This is a genomic window from Sphingobium sp. WR1 (assembly GCF_059693745.1).
This window is the reverse complement of sequence record NZ_JCATID010000004.1, coordinates 209,522-229,166: the sequence shown is the minus strand read 5'-3', so window position 1 is coordinate 229,166 and position 19,645 is coordinate 209,522. Positions and strand designations below refer to the sequence as shown.

Here is a 19,645-nt window from a genome sequence, read left to right as displayed (position 1 = left end):
AGGGGAGTATGAAGCCAGCATGACAGTGGGAAACCGGATCGGAAATTGATCGTCCCAGCTCGGTAAAAGGCGATGACCACGCGATGGGCGACCCATCGCGTGGTCATCATCATTCATCCGCCTTGGCCGCGTTTACCTACAGGCTATGGTTCATATCCAGCAGCGGGCTCAGGCGACCAAGGATGAAATCCCCGATACCATCCAACGCGCCGCCCAGGCCCGGCTGGTGATCGGACCAATAGTCGGTATCGGCGAACTTGACCGCCTTGGCGTCGCTCACCCCCAACAGGGTGACGCTGGAGCCGAGGCTGAGCGTCAGGGTCAGGTCCTTCACCCCGTCGCGGTCGACGTCCGACACCTTGGAGCGGAGCACCGACACGCCGTCGTCGAGGACGATGCTGTCCTGAGCCACATTGAAATCGAGAATCCGGTCGCTGCCCTCAAGCCGGCCGAAATGGAACAAGTCAGCGCCGTTGCCGCCGGTCAGCATGTCGTCGCCAAGCCCGCCGAACAATATGTCGTTGCCATCGCCGCCATTCAGAATGTCGTTGCCCAGGCCGCCGAACAGCACGTCATGGCCGATGCCGCCGTTCAACCTGTCATTACCCAGGCCGCCGTCGAGAATGTCGTGCCCATCCAGGCCGTTCAGCGTGTCATTGCCCAGACCACCCGACAGCTTGTCCTCGCCCGCCGTGCCGTTCAGCGTGTCGGAGAAGATGGAGCCGGTGCGGGTAATGCCATCGGCGATGCCGTTCACGTTGATCTCGACCGTCGCCATGCTGGTCAAGCCGTTGCCGTCGCTCACCGTGTAGGTGAAGCTGTCGGTCTGTTTCGCGCCGGTCGCCAGTGTATCGAAGGCATCATTGTCCGCGACATAGCGCAATTCCTGACTGGCCGCGTCGAAGATGACGCTGCCCAGCGTGCCGCTGGTGTCGACCGCGCTGATCGTCAGGATCTGGCCTGTGTCGGGATCGCTGTCGTTGCCGATCAGGGTCGACCAGAGATTCGGGCTTGTCGCATCCTCGTTCACCGTGATGAGGTCGTTCACGGCGGTCGGGGCTTCGTTGACGTCGCCGACCGCGATGGTGAAGCCCTGTTGGGCCGACAGGCCGCCCGTGTCGGTCGCCTGCGCAACGATCATGTGGGAGGCGACCGCCTCATGATCGAGCGTGGCGGTCGTGCTGATCACGCCGGTTTGTGCGTCCACGATGAACAGGCCGTTCGCATCGTCGAGGAGCGTATAGGTCAGCACGTCGTTCGCCGTGTCCGTGGCCGCCAGCGTGCCGACGATGCTGCCCATGGGCAGGTTTTCGGCGACTTCGGCGTGGCTGAGCACCAGATCGGTCGGCGCGGCGCCCAGCATGAGCAGCGCGAGCTGCGGGTCATGATCGGTGGCGCGGCTGCCGTCGAACTGCGCATTGAGATGGACGGCATCATATTGCGCATTCTGGGCCAGACCGCCGGTGACGAGGATGTTGTCGAGCTGCTGGGCGTTACCCTCGAACATATAGCTATAGCGTTCTTCGGCCGGCAGCAGTGTATTGAGGTTGGTCAGCATTCCGCCCTGCGCCGGATCGGTCAGCTGGGTCTGGGCGTTCTCGAAATAGAAACCGTTCCAGTCGCCGAGCACCGCGATGTTGAGCGACGGGTCGTCGGCCAGATGCTCCTGGATATAGGCCTTGACGCCCGCCGCCTGGGCGGTGCGGGCCGCGTCGCCCGCGGCTTCGGCCGGCTGCGTATTGCCCCAGTTCGGGTCGCTGCCGCCGCGCGAGGTGAAGTGGACGTCGATGGCGGTGATCGTCTGGCCCGCGAAGTTGAATTGCGCGACCAGCGGGTTGCGGCTGCCATTATAGGCTGCGCCGGTGATCAGTTCGGCGCTGCCATCGACATAGGAGACGCGATCGACATTGTAGAGGAAGCCGTTGCGAATATTGCCATTGGGCTCGCCGCCGGTCGAATTGGCCGTATCGGGCGCGATCTCGATATAGGCGTAGGTCTTGCCCGACTGGGCGTAGATGGCGTCGATCAGGCCTTGCGCCGTCACCGTGCCGGACAGGTCCGATCCCGTGCCGGCGCCGTCGGCGTCCTGGATTTCCTGGACGGCGATGATGTCGGGCGCATTCAGATTATAGACGATATTGTCGGCCAATATGTCGAACTTGTTGTCGCCCACATCCAGATTTTCGAGATTATAGGTGGCGATCGACAGATGATTGGCGTCCCCCGCCAGCGTCGTCACCTCGCGCTCCAGCGTCACATCCTTGGTGACGGTGACGGCTTCGGTCGCCAATATCTCATAATTGTCGAAGGCATAATTGACCACGCCGGTAACGCTGGCCAACTGGTCGCCGATGCTGTGATCGGGGGTGTAGCCAGGCAGGATCATGCTGTCGGCGTCGATCTGAATCTTCTCGGGATTATAGTCGACCGTGCCGTCTTCATTGGGGGAAATGGTGATGCCCCCGCGATCGTTCATGCCGGTGGCGCCTGCGCCATGCGAAGCCACGACGTCGGTTTCGCCAAAGGCGTTGGTGTTGGACACGGCCTGCGGCGCGTCGATGGTGACGCGCATCCCTTCCAGCGCTTCCCAGAAGTCGATGCCGTCATTGGCCGGGTCGTAATTGGTGAGCGGGTCATGGTCGATCGCCTGGGTCGGCGGGGTCAGCCCGCCTTCGCCGATCAACACCGCCGTCGGCAGTGCGTTGCCGTGGCTGGTGACGTTGACAGTCGGCGACACGATCTCCGTGACCGACAGGCTCTGCGCATCGCCGGCATATTCCGCCACCGTGCCGCGCACGCTGGCGACGTCGCCGACGGCAACGCCGGGCGCGGAGGAGGTGAAGACGAAGACGCCGTCGGAGGTCCGGTCATTGCCGTCGCTCACCGCCGATTGCAGGTAGAAGCCGTTGCCGGCGACGGCGGTGACGATGCCGTCAGTCATCACGGTCTGGCCGACATAGGCCGACATATGGCCTTCGCCCTGGATCGCGCCGATGGACAGCGCGATGGGATCGTCATTGACGATGGTGCCGGTGGCGCCGCCCCGGTCGATGACCACGTCGCCCGTCGCCGCGCCCAGCTGGACCGATAGGGTTTCGTTGGTTTCGCTGAGCGTGTCGCCCTTGACCGCGACGAGGATCTGCTTGGTGAATTCGCCCGCCGCGAAGCTGATCGTGCCGGACAGCAATGCGTCGGCGGTCAGGTCGTCGACGGATGCCGTGCCGTCGAGGACGACGGCATAATCGACGCTCACCGCATTGGCCTGACCGCCGGCGCGATGGACGGTGAAGACCATGTTGGCGGTGCCGTCGTCGCCCTCGACGATCCGGGCGTCGTCGATGCGCAGATGGCTGGGGCCGTCGGCGGGCAGGAAGGACTGGCCGGCGTTGAGCGAGCCGAAGCTTCCGGCCGAACCCGCGGTCCAGCTGAAATCGGCGGCGCTCGACCCGGCGCCGGTCAACTGGAGCGTGAGGCCGGCGCCCGGCGCGGGTTCCTGCGCCACACCGATGTCGGTGCTGGTCATGCCGGCGGCCGGGGTGCCCGGCGCGGCGGTGAAGGTGCCTTCATAGGACAGAAGCTGGATCACCGTGCCGTCGGGCGCGACCAGCGCGAAACCATCCGCGCCGCCATTCTGGATGCCCGCCCGCGCGAAGGAGAGGGCGCCGAAACCATTGCCTTCATCGTCGATCACGCCCGACAGGGTGAGCGTGTCATAGACCGGCGCAGCGTCCGGCGTGTTGGTCCCGTTATAGAAAACCAGCTTGTAGCCGGCGAGGTCGGTGCCTGCGACCCCGGCGATCTCGATCGCCTCGCCCGCATCGGTGCCGACATTGTCATAATGGATTTCGTTGACGAAGACGTTGGCGGCGGGCGCGGGCGGCGCGGTATCGTCATTGCTGATGGTGCCGGTTGCGGTCGCGCGACCGATCGTTGCGCCACCGGTGACATCGCTCAAGGTGACGGCAAAGCTCTCATTCGCCTCGAACAGCGTATCGCCCCGGACCAGCAGGCGGATTTCCGCCGTGGTCGCGCCGTCGGCGAAGGTCACATTGCCGCTCGTGGCGATACCCGCGTCAAAATCGGCCGCATCGGCCGATCCGAAGCTCAGCGTCCAATCGGCCGAAACCGCGCCAGTGCTGCCGTCCGTGCGGCTGACGGTGAAGATGATTTCCTGCGTGCCGCTGTCGCCTTCGATCACGCTGGCGTCGGCGATGCCGAGCGTGCCGGGTGTGGGGGTCGGGCCGGTGCCGCCGAAGCTCTGGCCATTATTCACCGTCCCCGCCGTCGCGCCATTGATGAGCGCCCACTGGAAATCCCCGGCGCTCGTGCCATTGCCGACCAGGCCGATCGACGTGCCGCTCTGCGCGCCGTCCTCATAGACGCCGACATTGGTGCTGGTCATGCCGGCGGCCGGGCCGTTGGCCGCCACGAAACTGCCTTCCCAGCTCAGGAACTGGACGACATTGCCCTGCGCGTCGACCAGCGCCACGCCGTCCGGCTCGCCATTGGCGCCCGATCCGCCATTCTGGATGCCGTTGGCGGGATAGGCGACGCGAATCGTGCCATAGCCATTTTGCTGGTCGGCGATCACACCGCTCAGCGTCTGGGTGCTGTAGCTGGCGCGCGAACTGGGATTGCCATTGTAGAGGACGATGCTCCATCCGGTGACGTCGGTGCCCGCCAGCCCGGCGATCTCCACAAATTCTCCGCTGTCCGTGCCAGCATTGTCATAATGGATTTCGTTAATGAAGACGTTCGACGCCATGACACGCATTTCCCCACAAATGGACCGCGCCCACCAAATCCCGCATGGACTTGATGTGTCGCGAAAAGTCAGACCTGCCGCCATCCCTAGGACGGGCAGGTGACAAATCTGTGGCGGTCCGAAGCGATTGCGATCGCCCGCGAATTTGCCCAAAAAAGAGGAAGGAGCGGTGTCATCGAACTGACGCCGGTCGGTCATCAAACTGTCCGTAGCGACACCTAAGTCGCCTCGCCCATGGGCGATCAAGACATCGGGCACGGGCACAAGGCATCGACCAGCCGCCTTTGGGCAGGTTGGGCAGGTCTGCTCGTGCAGGTCGAGCGTCTCACCCGGCGTGCGGACAGCGAGGATCTGTTGCACGACGCCTATGTCCGCATGGCCGCGCGATCGGACCGGCCGGACAATGAGGAGGCCTTCCTTGTCCGGGCGGCGGTCAACCGGGCGCGGGACGCCTATCGCCGGGAGAAGGTCCGAGGCGCGAATACCGGGGATGATGCGCTCGACATGGTGCGTGACGGTGGACCCATGCAGGATGAGGCGATCATCGCGCGGGCCAGGCTCGCGCGGGTGCGTGAGGGGATAGACAGGTTGCCGCCCCGGACCCGCGAAGTCTTCTTGCTGCAACGGATCGACAATCTTAAATATCGCGAGATTGCCGAGCGGCTTGCAATAAGCCAAAGCGCGGTCGAGAAGCATATGGCCAGGGCAATGACGTTCCTGGGCGATTGGACGAAGGATTGGTGAGTTCCGATATGTCCGGTGAGCGCCCATCACCCCGGACCGCCGCGGACTGGATCGCAAGGCTCAATGCGGACGGCAAGACTGCGGACGACGAGCGGGCCTTTCACGCCTGGCTCGCCGCGGATCCAGCCAATGCGCAGGCCTTCGAACGGGCGACGGATATCTGGTCGATCGTGCCGGGCGTCGGTGTCGCGCCCCCTCAGGCGCGGCTGCCGCTTGTGTCGCGCCGCCGGGTGCTGGCCGCCTGCGCTGGAACTTTGGTGGTGGGCGGTGGTGGCATGGTCGCCATGCAGGCAGCCTATGCCGGCACGCGCTATGAGACAGATATTGGTGAGCAGCGCCGCGTGCTGCTTGCCGAAGGTTCGTCTCTTTTCCTCGATGCCGATACGCAGGTTCAGGTGTTCGCCAATGCGCGCCGCCGGCATTTATGGCTGCGTCGGGGACGGGTTGCGCTCTCCGTAAAGCCCGCACCCATTCCCTTCGCCATAGAGGCCGGCAAGGGCGCGTTCACCGCCGATGCAGGCCGGTTCGACCTGCGGCGCGACCGGGATGATCGTTTCGCGATGACGTCCCTGGCCGGAAAGGCGGAGGTCGCGATCGACGGCGTGCAGCGTCGCATGTTGGCGCCGGGGGAGCGGCTGCAATCGGATGCGCGCGATGCGGTAAAGATCGACCGCCCCGACCCCGAGACGACGCAGGCCTGGCAAAGCGGCCGGGCCGCCTTTCACGACGATCCGCTGGATGCCGTGGCGGCGGAGGCCAATCGCTACAGCCGGACGAAGCTCGTGATCGCCGATCCGCACACGGGCGGGCTGCGGGTGAGCGGCATGTACCGCATGGGGGACAATGTGGCGCTGGCGCAGGCCCTGTCGCAACTATTGTCGATCCGTATGCGGCAGGTCGATGACAGGATATTGTTGGGCGGCTGAAAAAATCTTTTCCTCCGGGGTGAGGTATCGGTCCCCTGGTGCGTCGGGGGAGCGCGGCACCGTTGCCGTGTTCATGGGGGTGTTTTCGTGACCGTCAATTCATCGCGCAAGATGCGCCGTTCGCTTGTGCTGGGTGTCGCACTGGCCGCTTTCTGCGCCGTGCCCGCACAGGCGCAGGAGCGCGTGGTTTCCGTCCAGATCGCGGCGCAGCCTTTGAGTCAGGCGTTCGAAACGCTCGCCCGGCAGACAGGCACCGACATATTGTTCGCGCCGCAGGTTGTCGCAGGCATGACCACAGCGCCCGTCAGCGGCCGGATGGGTGCGATGGCCGCAGTCGAAAGGCTCATCCAGGGCAAACCCTTGGCGGTTCGCCGCCAGCCCAACGGCGCGTTGCTGATCGTCGCGGCGGCCGCCACGCCACTGGATGCCGCCAGCACCGCGACGACGGACACCAATCCCGACATCATCGTTACGGGCTATGCCGCCAGCTTGTCGGGTGCGCTGGCGGAAAAGCGCAAGGCGGCCAATGTCGTGGACGTGGTGAAGGCCGAGGATATCGGCAAGTTTCCGGCGCAGAATATCGCCGAAGCTCTTCAGCGTGTGCCAGGCGTATCGATCGTGCGCGATCGGGGCGAGGGCGTATTCGTCCGCATTCGCGGTCTGGGCGCCAATTTTCAGGTCGTGACGCTCAACGGCCGCGCCGCGGCGGTCAATGAGAATGTCCGCGACAGCGGGCAGAGCGGGCGCCAGTTCCGTTTCGACACGCTGCCGTCCGAACTCATGTCGGCGGTGGAAGTGATCAAGAGCCCGCGCGCCGACCTGGCCGAGGGCGGCATCGGCGGTATCGTCAACCTGCAGACCTTTCGCCCGATCGACCTCAAAAAGCCGATGCTGGCCTTTTCCGCCACCGCCAGTTCGCCGCGCCTTGCCGACACGGTCGATCCCCGCATTTCCGGCATGGCGAGCTGGGTGAATGAGGAAGGCACGTTCGGCGCTTTGATCGCGGCGGTCTATGACGAGCGCACGACGCGGCAGGATCGCATCACCGGTGTAGGCTGGACGGAAGGTCGCATCGACAGCAATGGCGACGGGGCGCTCGACGGCGATACGATATTGGTGCCGACCAGCACGCGGCCGACGCTGGAACGCGAAAATCGCGATCGCATCGGCCTGAACGGCGCAATCCAGTGGCGGCCCGACGACCGGTTCGAACTGAATGTCGATGGCCTGTGGAGCCGCCTCAACATCGATTATGACGAACTGACCTATTCGACCGATTTCTCGGCGACAACGCCGCGCGCGATCGTGCCGGGAACGGCGGTGATCGAAAATGGCGTGCTGACCAGCGCAACCGTGGCGACCTCGACCCAGATCGGGCGTGAGACGTCTCGCCTCGAATATGAAAACTGGCTGATCGGCGCCAATGCCAAATGGTCGGCCAATGGCTGGACGCTGGCTGCCGACGCCAGTCTGGGACGGGCCTATTCCAATACGCCCACGCCCATCTACCGCACCCGGTTGCTGGGCGCGGTCGGCAATGTCGCGTTCGATTACGGCAAGGTGGGCGACCGTCTGCCCAACCTGACTTTCCAGACGGCCGATCTGACGGAATCGACGACCCTGCCGGGCCGGCGGATCGAATATCGCGTCAACGATTCGCTGGACAAGCAGCGCGCCGCGACCTTCGACGTGACGCGCGACCTGGATGGCGCGGTGCGCGCGTTGCGGTTCGGCGCCAAATATGAGAAGCGCGACCGGACCTATAACCGCCGGGATATCAATTTCACCAGCGGCATTGCGGGCCAGCGCTTCGACGACAGCTATTTCGACGCCTTTCCGGTCGACGATTTTCTTGATGGCGTCGGGGGCATTCTGCCGAAAAACTGGGTGATGCCCGACCCCGATCGGTTCTGGGCCGCTGCCACCGGCAAGGAAGCGTTGTTGAGCGCGGACCTGACGCGCGGGGACCGCCGCAACAGCTATGCGATCGATGAACGGATTATCGACGGCTATGGCATGGCGGAATTCAGCTTTCCGGTCGGCGGCGTGACCATACGCGGCGATGCAGGCGTGCGCTACGCCCATACCCGCCAGACTTCGTCGGGCTATGCCGACAATGGCAGCGCGGCGCTGCCGGTTCGCTACGAGCGCAATTATGGCAATGTCCTGCCCTCGTTCAATCTCGTCGCCGAATTCACCTCCACCCTTCAGATGCATCTCGCCGTATCCAAGGTCATCACGCGCCCGTCGCTCGCCGATCTCGCGCCGCGGCTGACCATCAATTCCAACCCCACGGTGCTGACCGCGGTGGGCGGCAACCCGGAACTGCGCCCGTTCGAAGCCTGGCAATATGACGGCACGGTGGAATGGTATTTCGCGCCGGGCAGCGCGCTGATCGGCGGCGCCTTCTACAAGGACATCACCACTTTCGTCTTCCAGCAGACCCGCAATTTCGACCTGGATGGCCAGATTTACCGCCTGACCGCGCCGCAAAATGGCGGCAATGCCTATGTCGCGGGGGTCGAGATCGCCTATCAGCAACTGTTCAGGATGCTGCCCGCGCCCTTCGACGGCCTCGGTTTCCAGGCCAACTACACGCATACCGCCAGCAAGGGCACCTATGCGATGTCGGATGGAACCACTTTCCGCGACGATCTAACCGATGTGGCGGCGGACAGTTTCAACCTCACGGCCTTCTACGAAAAGGGACCGATCGGCGCGCGCGCCAGCTATAGCTGGCGGGGCAAGGTGCTGCGCGACGTCGGCGGTGCAGGCCTGGCCGCGAATAACGACGCAGCCTTCGGCAGCCTCGATTTCGATATTTCCTACAAGGTGACGCCCAATGTCACATTCGTGGTGCAGGGCATCAATGTGGCGGGGGGCGTCCAGTGGCAATATGTCCGCGACGATCGTTTTGCCGGCTACACCGATTATGGCACGACGCTGATGGCCGGCGTGCGGGCGCGCTTCTGATGGAAGGAATGATTATGAAGATTTTGTCCCGCAAGGCGGCGCTGGCGGCGGGCGTGCTGCTGGCCACGTCCCTTTCCTGTGCCCCGGCCCGAGCGCAGGAAGCGCGCAATATCATCCTCTTCCTGGGCGATGCGGGCGGCGTTCCGACCCTGAATGCGGCCGGGATCATGGCGAACGACCGACCCCAGTCGCTGTTCATTCAATCCATGCCCAATATAGGCCTGTCGGACACGTCGGCGCTGAACAACTGGGTCACGGATTCGGGCGCTGGCATGAGTGCCATCATGACTGGCCAAAAGACGGACAGCGGGATGATATCGGTCGTGCCCAAGGGCGCGGGCGGCGGCGTCGCTCCGGTGAAGAGCTTCCTCGAATATGCCGAGCAGCGCGGGCTATCGACGGGCGTCGTCACCAACATGAAGATCTGGGACGCCACACCGGCCGCCTGCTACGCCCATGTCGCCTCGCGCAAGGACCAGGATGAGATTTTCCGCCAGATGCTCGCGCCCCGTTTCGGGGACGGCGTCGATATCCTGATCGGCAAGGGGCAGGCGGATGCAGCCACCTCTTTCGCCAAGCGGCAGACGACGCCCGAGCAGGCCTTTGCAAAGGCGGGATATAAGTTCGGTGCTGACCCCGCGCTTGTGCGCGCGGCCGGGCGGGCAGCCATTCTGCGTGACGCCGATTTCGCTCCGATCCCGGCAGTGGAAGCGACGATTGGCCAACTCGCGCGCAATCCCAAGGGCTATTTCCTGATGGTCGAATGGGACATGCATACCGACAATCCGCAACAGGGCCTGCGCCATGTCGTCGAAATGGACGATATGATCCGCCGGGTCAGCGCCATGGCCGGCAAGGATACCTTGATCCTGTTCACGGCCGATCACAGCTTCGCGCTGCGCATGGGTGGAGGCGTGCGCGGGACGCCGCTTGCTCAGCAATATGCGGCTGAGGCGGCCAAGCCGGGCGCGACGATTGCGACCAATCCGGTGATCGGCGTCGAGGATGGTCATACGGGCGAGGAGGTTATCGCTGCGGCTTCCGGGCCGGGGGCGGAGCGCGTGCACGGTTTCTTCCCGAATACGCGACTGTTCGACATCATGATGCAGGCGATGGGCTGGAACAAGGAGTCCTAATGGCGCATCGGACGTGGCTTTGAGCCGTCGGCGGATGAATGTGGGTGGAGAGGTTGGCGATACCCCCTTCGCCTCATAAGGCAGCGCAGCGTCAGCCTTGCGCCGCCATCTTCTTGGCGATGGCCAGGGATTGGCGGATCAGGGGCATACGCTTGCGCTCGGTCCTGACCGCCAGATAGCCCTTGACCTCGATCAGCGAGGAGCGCGTGTCGAGCGGCAGGACGCGGATGCGGCTGTCGGGTGGGCATTCCTTTTCGAACATGAGGCTCATGCCGATGCCCTGCGCGACTGCTTCCCGGATCATTTCGCGCGTGTGGAGTTCCATCGTCTGACGCGGCGTGATTTCCGTGTCGGCCAGCAGCCGGTTCATCGCGGCCAAAGTGCGCGAAGTCGCTTCGCGCACCAATAGGATTTCCTGTCCCAGTCGTTCGAGCGGCAAGATGCTCGCCCCGTCATCAGGCCAGGAAGCGGGCAGGATGGCGACCAGCCGGTCGGCATAGAGCGGGGTATAGCTATAGTCGGTCTCGATCGGCGGCTCGCAGATGATGCCGATGTCGATTTGCGCCTTGAGCAGCAGTTCGTTGGTCTGCATGGCGTTGGCGATGGTGACGCGAAAATGGGCGTTGGGCACTTCGGTCTTGAAGGCGGCCATGAATTCGGCGGCATAAGGTGGCGAGTCGGTGCCTAGGCGCAGCAACGCGCCACTGTCGATGTCGTCCTCCCCCAAAAGCGCGCCGATCTCGTCGGCGATGCCGAACAGGTCTTCGGCCTTCTCGAACAGCGCGCGCCCGGCGGATGTGAGCGTCAGCGGCGGGCGCGTGCCCTCGATCAGCTTGACTTTGTAGCGATCCTCCAAGGCCTTCAATTGCTTCGACAAAGTCGGTTGGGAGATATTAAGCCGCCGCGCTGCCTTGCTGACGCTGCGTTCGCTGGCGACGGCGTAGAAGGAGCGCAGATGGAGGAAATTGACGCTCAAACTAACCCCCTGCTCCATGTGGAGCGACACCAGGCTCCTCGCCGATCCTACCGCCCCTGTGACGCAAATATGTTACAAGTTGGTCACGGCAGCGACATGCGCATCGGTCGCGGCCGGTGTTATGGTCGTTCTTCGAAACGATCCTGCTCGCAGCCGTTGCCTTCGTTCAGTAGGGCGATCGACTGGTCGACCAGCAGCGCGATCTGTGCGTCGCTTGGGGCGATGCGCCGGATCGCGACATGGAAGATGACGCTGCCCACCAATGTATTGAAAGCGAAATCCAAAGCCTCTGCGGACATGCCTTGCGGACCGAGGCGCCTGAATTCGCGCAGATAATATTCCTGCTCGCCCGATGAGTGACGTTTTATTGCTTCCGCGAGCTCGGGATGGTGCGGAGCGCTGACCGAGACGTTGAGCGTGGCGGGACCGCGAACGTCCGACATATATTCACGAAGCGCGGTCGCATGGGCGATCAGCACCTCGCGCGGGGCCATATTGTCGGTATTGGGTTCAAGGGCGCGGGACGTCTGGCCAAGGACCGCTTCCACCAGTTCGGCTTTGCCGGCAAAACGTCGGTAGAGGGTCGAACGGCTGCACTGCGCAAGCTCCGCAACCGCCTCGAAAGTCAGCCCTTCATAGCCTTTTTCCGCCAGAACCCGCCAAGCGGCCTCACGAATGGCGCTGTCCTTTTCCTCGTCGCGGGGTCGCCCGCGGCCGCGCGTAACTTCCTGTGCATAGGCATCCATATCGCTTTCTACCCCGTGCTGCGGTCGCACACAAATTTGTCACATAATATCGATACAGGCGCGTCTCGTAAATAGTGTCACGTCAAAGGGTGTGCCTCATGCTCCGAAATTTCCTTACCTTTTCCAGTATATTGGCTTTGTCTGCGACTCATGTATCTGCTGCGGATCGGGTGGCTGCCGATGGCGCGCCGGAGGATGTTTCCGGTCCGTCGGGCGATATCGTCGTCACCGCGCAGAAGCGCGAACAGCGTATCACCGATGTGCCGATGTCGATCAGCGCCTATGGCGGCGCCTTTCTGGACCAGATCGGCGGCACCGAACTGATCAAGGTTTCCGCGATAACGCCGGGGCTCGTGATCCAGTTGCAGGACAAGTTCGCGCCGGGTTTTTCAGTGCGCGGCATCACTTCCAACGATTTCTCGCCGCAGGCCGAACAGCGCGTCGCGGTGTTTCAGGATGGCGTCGCCGTGGTCCAGACCGCTTCGGCCTATGGCGAATTGTTCGATATCGACCGGATCGAAGTGGAAAAAGGCCCCCAGTCGACGCTGCACGGCCGTTCGGCGCTCAATGGCGGCGTTTCCATTTTCCAGAAACGGCCGACCGATGATTTGTCGGTCGAAGTGAAGGGCGGCGCGGGCAATTATAATTATTACAGCCTACAGGGCGTCGTGAACCTGCCCATCAGCGAAACGCTGGCGATTCGTTTCGGCGCGCTCAAGCGCAAGCGCGACGGCTTCGTCGATGATAGCGACGGCAGCGGCACCTATAATGCCGTCAACGCGCAGGCCTATCGCTTTGCGGGCAAATGGGAACCGTCGAGTGACTTCAAGTTCAACCTGGTCGCCACCTATGATGTCGACGATACCAAGGGCGGTGTGCCGTTCAAGTCGCACACCTTCCTGCCGCTCGACCAGACCACAGGCGCCGTGGTGGGCGATCTCAATTTCTGGACGCCGACACATCTCGACACGTTCGGCACGCTGCCCGATCCCTATTTCCACCGCGAAATCGTCGGCGTCAGCGGCACCGCCGACTGGCGCCTCAACGACCGGTTCAGCCTGACCTCGATCAGCGGCTATCGCTGGTATGATGCCTGCCAGTCGGGTGACAATGACGGGACGCCGACCAACCTGATCGCCTATCATCAATGCAATGATGGCGAACAGATCTCTGAGGAATTGCGGCTCAATTTCTCCGGCCTCGGCATTTTCGAGGGCTTTGTCGGCGGCAGCTATTTCCACGCCAATAACGGCATGAGCATGGAAATGGGCTACGACGAGCGGGCCATGGCGCTGCTGCTGGGCGGCGTGCTGCAACAGTTCGCACCGAAGGGCCTGACCAACGATCAGATCAACGCGCTGCTCGGATCGAGGGCGAACGCGCTCAAGGCGTTTCAGCTCGACCAGCAGCTGACCGGCGCCAAGATCGATACCTATGACCTCTTTGCTGATGTGACCGCGCATCTGACCGATCGGCTGGAACTGTTCGCCGGTGGCCGCGCGACCTGGGACAAGAAGGATCTGACGCTCCAGGGGCTGACGCCATTGGGCGTATCATCACTGACCGGCGGCGGCCTGCTGTTGCAGCCGACGCCCGGCAATGCGGTGATCCGGGGCAGCAACAGTTCCAGCAATGTCACCGGTCGCGCGGGCGTGCGGTACAAGTTGACGCCCGACGTCAATCTCTATGCCGTCTATGGCATCGGCAAGCGTCCCGAAGTGTTGCAGCTGAACCCCAGGACGCCATCGCAGCTGATCCCCACGGAGACGCTGAAATCGGGCGAGATCGGTGTCAAGTTCCGCCTGCTCGACGGCAAGCTGGTCGGCGACGCGTCGGTCTTCCATTATAAATATGAGAATTTCCAGACGCTGGGCCTGAAGGACGGCATCGTCGCCACGGTCAATGCGGGCAAGGCGGACGCGACCGGCTTCGAAACCCAGCTGAGCTATGAGATCAAACCGGGCATCTCGATCTTCGGCAGCTATGGCTACAATCATGCCCGTTTCCGCGCTGGCCTGTATGACGGCAATTTTTTCCGCAACAGCCCGGACCATAAATTCGCGATCGGCGGCAATTTCGAAGCGCCGCTCAAGGGCGGCACCATCGGCTTCGCGCCGCTCTACAGCTGGCAGTCGAAAATGTTCTTCTTCGAGGATAATGACCGGCTGGACCTGCAGCAGCGCACCCCGGCCGCCTATTCGGACCGGGTGGTCGACGAATATCAGAATGGCTACGGCCTGCTCAGCGCCCGGATCACCTTCACGCCCGCCGACAAGCGCTGGAGCTTCGCCCTGATCGGCGACAATCTGACCGACAAGAAATTCATCGTCGATGCCGGTAATACCGGCGACTATTTCGGTATTCCGACTTTCATCGCCGGTACGCGCCGCACCTACCGCGCCGAATTCGGCTTCAATTTCTGACATCGTTCAACAGGAGACGCTGCATGACTTCCATCAAGACACTCGCGCGTCGTGCGCTCTTGGGCTGCGCCCTTGCTTCGCTGGCCGTTCCCGCGCTGGCGGCCGACGACAGCTTCACCATCGCGGTCATTCCCGACACGCAGAATTATATAGACTATACCCATCAGAAGGCGGAGGGCTTCGCCTTCGACGCCAGCCAGCAGTTTCTGGACCAGATGGCCTATATCGCCGCCAATCTGGAAAGTGCGGGCGGGGACATCGCCTTCGTGACGGCGCTGGGCGATGTGTGGCAGCACCAGACGCTGCCGATCGACCCCGCCCATGCGGCGCGCGGGTTCAAGCGCGTGGCCAATCCCATCATGGACACGCACTTCGCTCCGACGCCCAAGGTGAAGACGGTCGAAATGCCGATGGCGCGCAAGGGTTATGAGATGATCGCGGGGAAGGTGCCATTCTCCGTCGTGCCCGGCAATCACGATTATGACGCGATGTGGACCGACGCCAACCATCCACCCGCTGCGCAGTTCAAGGATATGTCGAGCCTGGGAATGTTGCACGCAGGCGGCCTCACCAACTTCAAGTCGGTCTTTTCCGACCAGTCGGACTTCTTCAAGGGCAAGAGCTGGTATGTCGCCAGCCATGACGACGGGGCGGACAGCGCGCAGATCTTCACCGCGGGCGGCTATAAATTCCTGCACATCGGCCTTCAGTTCGACGCGCCCAACGCCTCGCTCGCCTGGGCGGCATCGGTCATCAAGAAATATCCGGGCCTCCCGACGATCGTATCGACCCATGACTATCTGGACACCAGCGGCGCGCGGATCGCCAATCCGATGATCGACAATGCCGCCGTCGACCCGGAAGATAACAACCCGCAGATGGTGTGGGACAAGTTTCTGAGCCAGCACGACCAGATTTTCATGCTGCTGTGCGGTCACGAACATGCCCAGGCCTTCCGCGCCGACGACAACCGCTATGGACACAAAGTCTATCAGATCCTGTCCGACTATCAGGCCCGCGGCCAGACCGCCAAGGATGCAGGCGTGAAGCTGCAACAGGGCGAGGGCATCGGCGATGGCTGGCTGCGCCTCATGACCTTCGACATGGGCGCGGCGACGCCGGCGGTGAAGATCCGCACCTATTCCACCCACTATAAAAAGCTGAGCAGCGAAACGCCGGACTATGCCGCCTGGTATCGGCCCGTTGAGCAACCCAAGATGGACGATGCGACCTTCGTGAAGGGTGATGAGTTCGCCATCGACCTGACCGACTTCCGCGCGCGCTTCGACAAGACGGCACGCATCGATAACTGATCGGTATGCGGCGCGGACCTGAGTTCGCGCCGCAACCCTGGCCCGTGCGTCTATGGTCGCTATGCCTCATATGCATTGGCCTTGATCGGCCGTTCGGCCCAAACCGCCCGTGACGCAGGATTGCGACAGTTGGTCACAGGCAGGCAAGGGCAGCATGAACCGAGAATTTGACGTTGCGGTGGTCGGGCGCGGCATAGTGGGCCTCGCTCATGCGCTGGCGGCAGCACGGGCGGGCAAGCGCGTGGTCGTGATCGACCGCAATGCGCGCGCTACCGGCGCAAGCATCCGCAATTTCGGTTTCGTCACCGTGACTGGGCAGGAGCGTCATGGCATGTGGCCGCTCGCCCGCCGGACGCGGGAGATATGGGCGCAGGTCGCGCCGCGCGCGGGCATTGCCGTCGAGCAGACGGGATTGGTGCTGCCGGTGCGGCGCCAGGCGGCGGTCGCCGTGCTGGATGCGTTTCTCCAGACGGAAATGGGGGAGGGCTGCAACCTGCTGACCGACACGCAGCTTCGGATGTTGGACCCCGAAACGCCTTTCGCCCGTTGCGAAGCTGCACTGATCAGCCCGCATGAACTGCGCGTCGAGGCGCGGGAGGCGGTGCCCAGGATAGCCGCCTGGCTGGAGCGGGACATGGGCGTTACCTTCGCGCCGCCGGCAAGCGTGACCGGCTGCGAACAGGGACGCATCACTACCAGTAACGGAGCTTATCGGGCGGAGGCGACCTTCGTTTGTCCGGGCGAGGACCTCAACGCGCTGTTCCCCGATGTCATGGCTGCCCATGACGTTACGCGCTGCAAGCTTCAGATGCTGCGCCTCGCTCCGCCCGGCTATCGTCTCGCGCGGCCGGTGATGAGCGACCTTGGCCTAGCACGCTATGAAGGCTATACCGCACTGCCGCAGGCGACGGCGCTCGCCGCTCAATTGCAGGCGGAACAATCCGCGCAGATTGACGCGGGCGTCCATTTGATTGCTGTTCAGTCCGGCGACGGGTCGCTCGTCGTCGGCGACAGCCATGACTATGGCGATACGCCCGACCCCTTCCACCATGAACGGATAGACGCATTGATGCTGGACGAGTTCCGCGCGGTGCTGGGCGTGCCGCCACCAGTCGTCGAACGCTGGATCGGTGTCTATGCCTCCTCGTCCAAACAGAATTGGTTCACCCACGAAGCCGCGCCCGGTGTCCATGTCACCTCCGTGACATGCGGCGCTGGCATGTCCAGCGCCTTTGCCATTGGCGAACGGGTGGTCGGCGCGGCGCTCAACGCCCCGATCAAGGAGATTGCATGATGTCGGATATTGTCGCGGTGCTGTTCGATTGGGCAGGCACGATGATCGATTTCGGCTCCCGCGCGCCGGTCATGGCGATGGAGCAGGTTTTCGAGAAGGCTGGCGTTCCGGCCGACGAAATGATTATCCGCCGCTATATGGGCATGGCCAAGCGGGAGCATGTCGTCGCCATCCTGTCCGAAGACGCGATGGCGGAACGCTGGCGGTCGGTGAAGGGCGGCGCATGGAGCGAGGCGGATGTCGACGCGCTGATGGTCGAGCTGGAACCGGCAATGGCAGCCAGCGCCGCGCTGTGCCGCGATCTCATCCCCGGCGCAGCGACGGCTGCCTCGGCATTACGGCACAAGGGGATCAAGGTCGGGTCGACCACGGGTTATACCCGCGCGATGATGGCGGACATCATCCCCGCCGCGGCCGAGCAGGGCTATACGCCCGCCGCGATCGTCTGCGCCGGGGAAACCGCGATGGGGCGGCCGGCGCCGCTGATGCTGTGGCAGGCGATGGCAGCGCTTTCCGCCTGGCCCGCGGGATGCTGCGTGGCCGTGGACGATGCGCCGGTCGGCATCATCGCCGGGCGCAATGCAGGCTTGTGGACCATCGCCGTTGCCGGATCGGGCAATGGCGTCGGCATGGCCTATGACGACTTCATGGCGCTGTCGGCGGAGGAACGGATGACGCGCATGGCGTCGGTTATCGCTGCCTTTGCCGATGCGGGCGCCGATTTCGTGATCGAAAGTGTCGCCGATCTTTGCATTGCCATCCGGTCGATAGAGGAAGCGATGGCCAAGAGGCAGCAGCCCGGCGCCGCCGCCACCCGCACGCTGATCGGCCAGCCGGCGTGACCGCGTTGGTGGCGGAGCGCGTGCCCCATGGTCGGACGCTGACGGAGCGTCTGGCGCAGGCGCATCCGGCGCTGTTCGCGCTTTATGGTGGTCTTGTCGCCTTCGCTGCCTATTTTTCCATGTATGCCTTCCGCAAGCCCTTCACGGCGGCGACCTATGCTGACGCGCCGGGCTGGGAAGGGGTGATCGATTTCAAGATCGCGCTCGTGATCGCCCAGGTTGCGGGTTATGCGCTCTCCAAGTTTATCGGCGTCAAGGTCGTGTCCGAAATGGCGGCGTCTCGGCGCGGCGTGGCGATCATCGGCCTGATCGCCGCTTCCTGGATCGCGCTCCTGCTCTTCGCCGTGGTGCCGCCCAACTGGAAGGTCGCGGCCCTGTTCCTAAACGGCCTGCCGCTGGGCATGATCTGGGGGCTGGTCTTCGGCTATGTCGAAGGGCGGCGCACCAGCGAAGTGGTCGCGGCGATCCTGTGCGCCAGCTTCATCATATCGTCGGGCATGGTGAAATCGGTCGGCCTCTGGCTGATGACCGACATGGGTGTGGGTGAATATTGGATGCCCGCCGCGACCGGCATTATTTTCATGCCCCTGCTGATCGTCGCGGTCGTGGGCCTCGCGCAACTGCCGCCGCCGACGCCGGAGGAGCAGGCCGAGCGCATGGCCCGGCCGCCCATGCCGGCGGAGGCGCGCCGCGCTTTCCTGCGCCACTATGGTCCCGGCGTCGCCTTCCTTGTGCTCGCCTATATGCTTTTCACCGCGATCCGCGATTTCCGCGACAATTTCGCCGCGGAGATCTGGGCCGACCTGGGCTATGCGGGTGTGTCGAGCGTCTTCACCGCCAGCGAGGCGCCGATCGCGCTCGTGACGCTGGTGATCCTCGCCAGCTTGGTCTTCATCCGCGATAATATGCGCGCGTTGATCGTGATCCATGCCATCGTGCTCGCGGGCGCGGCGCTGATCGGCCTGTCGACATTGGCCTTCCAGATCGGCTGGCTGTCGCCGCTGAACTGGATGATCCTGTCAGGCCTTGGCCTCTATCTCGGCTATACGCCGTTCAACGCGATGCTGTTCGACCGTCTGGTGGCGGCAAGCCGTCGCGCCGGAACCGCTGGATTCCTGATCTATGTCGCGGATGCTTCGGGCTATGGCGGTAGCGTCCTGCTGACGCTGCTGCGCAACATGCCCGGCGTCACGATGGACTGGCTGCACTTCTTCATTGCGCTTGCCTATGCCGGGGCAGGACTCTGCCTGGTCATGGCGACAGCCTCCATCGCCTATTTTACCAAGAGACTGAGCGGAGGCAGATAAGACGTCGAAAACCGATCAACGTTGACGAATTTCGCCTCGCACGGCCCGGCTGTGCGAGGCGAAGTTCGTCCTGCTTTTCTATATTCACGTCTATTGCTGCAATGCACTCAATGAATTGGAGGCATCGCAGCATGTCATGGCAATGCATTCGTCATGATCCGGCCGCGCAAAAAAGGCGGCGCTATCAATCGAGGGGTGAC

At 63.4% G+C, this 19,645-nt stretch carries 12 protein-coding genes; 9 read left to right on the top strand and 3 right to left on the bottom strand.

Features of this window, described 5'->3' with window-relative positions:
• Positions 1-136: 136 nt before the first annotated feature.
• Positions 137-4,765, bottom strand: coding sequence for a DUF8508 domain-containing protein (locus AC58EF_RS07570; RefSeq protein WP_497275730.1), 4,629 nt, complete (start codon positions 4,763-4,765; stop codon positions 137-139).
• A gap of 234 nt (positions 4,766-4,999) precedes the next feature.
• Here AC58EF_RS07570 and AC58EF_RS07565 point away from each other — a divergent pair, with 234 nt between their 5' ends.
• From AC58EF_RS07565 to AC58EF_RS07550, 4 genes are all read left to right on the top strand, one after another.
• On the top strand, positions 5,000-5,509 hold the full coding sequence (locus tag AC58EF_RS07565) for an RNA polymerase sigma factor (RefSeq protein WP_497275729.1): 510 nt from the start codon (positions 5,000-5,002) through the stop codon (positions 5,507-5,509).
• Positions 5,510-5,517: 8 nt separating this feature from the next.
• Positions 5,518-6,435, top strand: a complete 918-nt coding sequence (locus tag AC58EF_RS07560; RefSeq protein ID WP_497275727.1) for a FecR family protein — start codon at positions 5,518-5,520, stop codon at positions 6,433-6,435.
• An 87-nt stretch (positions 6,436-6,522) separates the two neighbouring features.
• Complete coding sequence (locus tag AC58EF_RS07555; protein ID WP_497275725.1) at positions 6,523-9,408, top strand: TonB-dependent receptor; 2,886 nt, start codon at positions 6,523-6,525, stop codon at positions 9,406-9,408.
• Positions 9,409-9,422: 14 nt separating this feature from the next.
• On the top strand, positions 9,423-10,544 hold the full coding sequence (locus AC58EF_RS07550; RefSeq protein WP_497275724.1) for an alkaline phosphatase: 1,122 nt from the start codon (positions 9,423-9,425) through the stop codon (positions 10,542-10,544).
• A gap of 91 nt (positions 10,545-10,635) precedes the next feature.
• Here the strand turns inward: AC58EF_RS07550 and AC58EF_RS07545 are convergent, their stop codons facing one another.
• Together AC58EF_RS07545 and AC58EF_RS07540 are read right to left on the bottom strand one after the other, a co-directional pair.
• Positions 10,636-11,550, bottom strand: a complete 915-nt coding sequence (locus AC58EF_RS07545) for a LysR family transcriptional regulator (RefSeq protein WP_497275723.1) — start codon at positions 11,548-11,550, stop codon at positions 10,636-10,638.
• A gap of 89 nt (positions 11,551-11,639) precedes the next feature.
• Positions 11,640-12,266 carry a TetR/AcrR family transcriptional regulator gene (locus AC58EF_RS07540; protein WP_497275721.1) on the bottom strand — a complete coding sequence of 209 codons (627 nt, stop codon included), beginning with the start codon at positions 12,264-12,266 and terminating at the stop codon, positions 11,640-11,642.
• A 170-nt stretch (positions 12,267-12,436) separates the two neighbouring features.
• Between AC58EF_RS07540 and AC58EF_RS07535 the strand changes: the two genes are divergently transcribed.
• The 5 genes from AC58EF_RS07535 (at position 12,437) to AC58EF_RS07515 (ending at position 19,445) form a co-directional block, all read left to right on the top strand.
• Positions 12,437-14,689: a TonB-dependent receptor gene (locus tag AC58EF_RS07535; RefSeq protein ID WP_497275720.1), complete on the top strand. Its 2,253-nt coding sequence runs from the start codon at positions 12,437-12,439 to the stop codon at positions 14,687-14,689.
• A gap of 23 nt (positions 14,690-14,712) precedes the next feature.
• Positions 14,713-16,002, top strand: coding sequence for a metallophosphoesterase (locus AC58EF_RS07530; RefSeq protein ID WP_497275718.1), 1,290 nt, complete (start codon positions 14,713-14,715; stop codon positions 16,000-16,002).
• A 154-nt stretch (positions 16,003-16,156) separates the two neighbouring features.
• On the top strand, positions 16,157-17,296 hold the full coding sequence (locus AC58EF_RS07525; RefSeq protein WP_497275716.1) for a TIGR03364 family FAD-dependent oxidoreductase: 1,140 nt from the start codon (positions 16,157-16,159) through the stop codon (positions 17,294-17,296).
• Positions 17,293-18,138, top strand: coding sequence for a phosphonoacetaldehyde hydrolase (phnX, locus tag AC58EF_RS07520; RefSeq protein ID WP_497275715.1), 846 nt, complete (start codon positions 17,293-17,295; stop codon positions 18,136-18,138). The genes AC58EF_RS07525 and phnX overlap by 4 nt, the downstream gene beginning before the upstream one ends.
• On the top strand, positions 18,135-19,445 hold the full coding sequence (locus AC58EF_RS07515) for a DUF5690 family protein (protein WP_497275713.1): 1,311 nt from the start codon (positions 18,135-18,137) through the stop codon (positions 19,443-19,445). Before phnX ends, AC58EF_RS07515 begins: the two co-directional genes overlap by 4 nt.
• Positions 19,446-19,645: the final 200 nt, after the last annotated feature.